The 1,378-nt window shown below is 57.2% G+C and carries 1 protein-coding gene; it reads left to right on the forward strand.

From position 1 onward, the window contains the following. Window positions 1–96: 96 nt before the first annotated feature. Window positions 97–1,347, forward strand: coding sequence for an IS256 family transposase (locus CHB90_RS25960; protein ID WP_089280567.1), 1,251 nt, complete (start codon window positions 97–99; stop codon window positions 1,345–1,347). The last annotated feature ends 31 nt before the right edge of the window (window positions 1,348–1,378 follow it).

Below are 1,378 nucleotides of genomic sequence, written 5' to 3' on the forward strand. Positions count from 1 at the left end.
GAGATATAGCTAAAAGTTGGTGATGGCCCCTGAGGGGCGGCATATCATGGCGTTGTTGACGCGCCGCAATTCTCGATTGAGAAAAGGATATGCCACATGACGACAAATACCATTACCCAGCTGACCGATCCACAGGGATTTTCGCCTGATCCACTGACGGACCTGCTACGATCCGGCGCGCAACGCTTGATTGAGCAAGCGGTTGAGGCCGAGCTTGCGGTTCTGCTGGAGGCTTATGCCTCTGACAAAACGGGCGATGGTCGGGCTCGACTAGTGCGCCACGGTCATTTGCCGGAACGCGAGGTGATCACCGGGATCGGCGCGGTGCCGGTCAAAGTGCCGCGCGTACGGGACCGGGGCGACGGAGAGGAGAAAGTTCGTTTCACCTCAACAATCCTGCCGCCCTACCTGCGTAAGGCCAAATCCATCGAAGAACTGTTGCCCTGGCTATATCTCAAAGGTATTTCCACCGGCGACTTTCACGAAGCACTCGCCGCTCTGCTTGGGCCGAACGCGGCAGGATTATCATCCACGACGATTTCGCGGCTTAAGGCCGACTGGTGGGCCGAGTACGATCGCTGGCAACGGCGCGATCTCAGCACGCGGCGGTTCGTCTACATCTGGGCGGACGGCGTCTACTTTCGACCACGAATGGCTGAGGAAAAACAATGCGTTCTGGTGCTGATAGGCGCAGACGAGTGGGGCCGTAAAGAGATCATCGGCCTCGCCGACGGTTACCGTGAAAGCACCCAGAGTTGGCGAGAGCTGCTGCTCGATTTGCAGCGGCGTGGCCTTACTCATGCCCCTGACCTTGCCATTGGGGACGGCGCTTTGGGATTCTGGCATGCATTGCGCGAAGTTTTTGGGGCCACGAAAGAACAGCGCTGTTGGTTCCACAAGACCGGCAATGTCCTCAACGCGATGCCGAAGTCGGTTCAGGCCAAAGCGAAGGGCCATCTGCACGATATCTGGCAGGCCGAAACGCGCGCGGATGCCGAGGCAGCCTTTGACTTCTTCGTCACAACCTACGGCGTGAAATACGACAAAGCCGTGGGGAAACTGACCAAAGACCGCGACGTTCTCTTGGCATTCTATGACTTCCCAGCCGAGCACTGGAAACATGTCCGAACGACGAACCCAATTGAAAGCACCTTCGCCACCGTCCGACATCGCACAGGCAAAACCAAGGGTTGTCTCAGCCGTAAAACCGGCCTTGCCATGGCGTTCAAGCTGATGATGTCAGCGCAGACGAAATGGCGCAAACTCGACGGAGCAAACCGCATGCCAGAGATCATCCAGGGGATTGCATTCAAAGACGGGATCAAACAACTTAACCAAGCCGCCTGATTACGCCATCACCAACTTTCGGGCATAGCTC

Source organism: Antarctobacter heliothermus (assembly GCF_900188425.1).
GTDB lineage: Bacteria > Pseudomonadota > Alphaproteobacteria > Rhodobacterales > Rhodobacteraceae > Antarctobacter > Antarctobacter heliothermus.

Coding starts and splice junctions, on each gene's coding strand:
- CHB90_RS25960 (WP_089280567.1), top strand. CDS start 97: ATGACGACAAATACCATTACCCAGCTGACCGATCCACAGGGATTTTCG.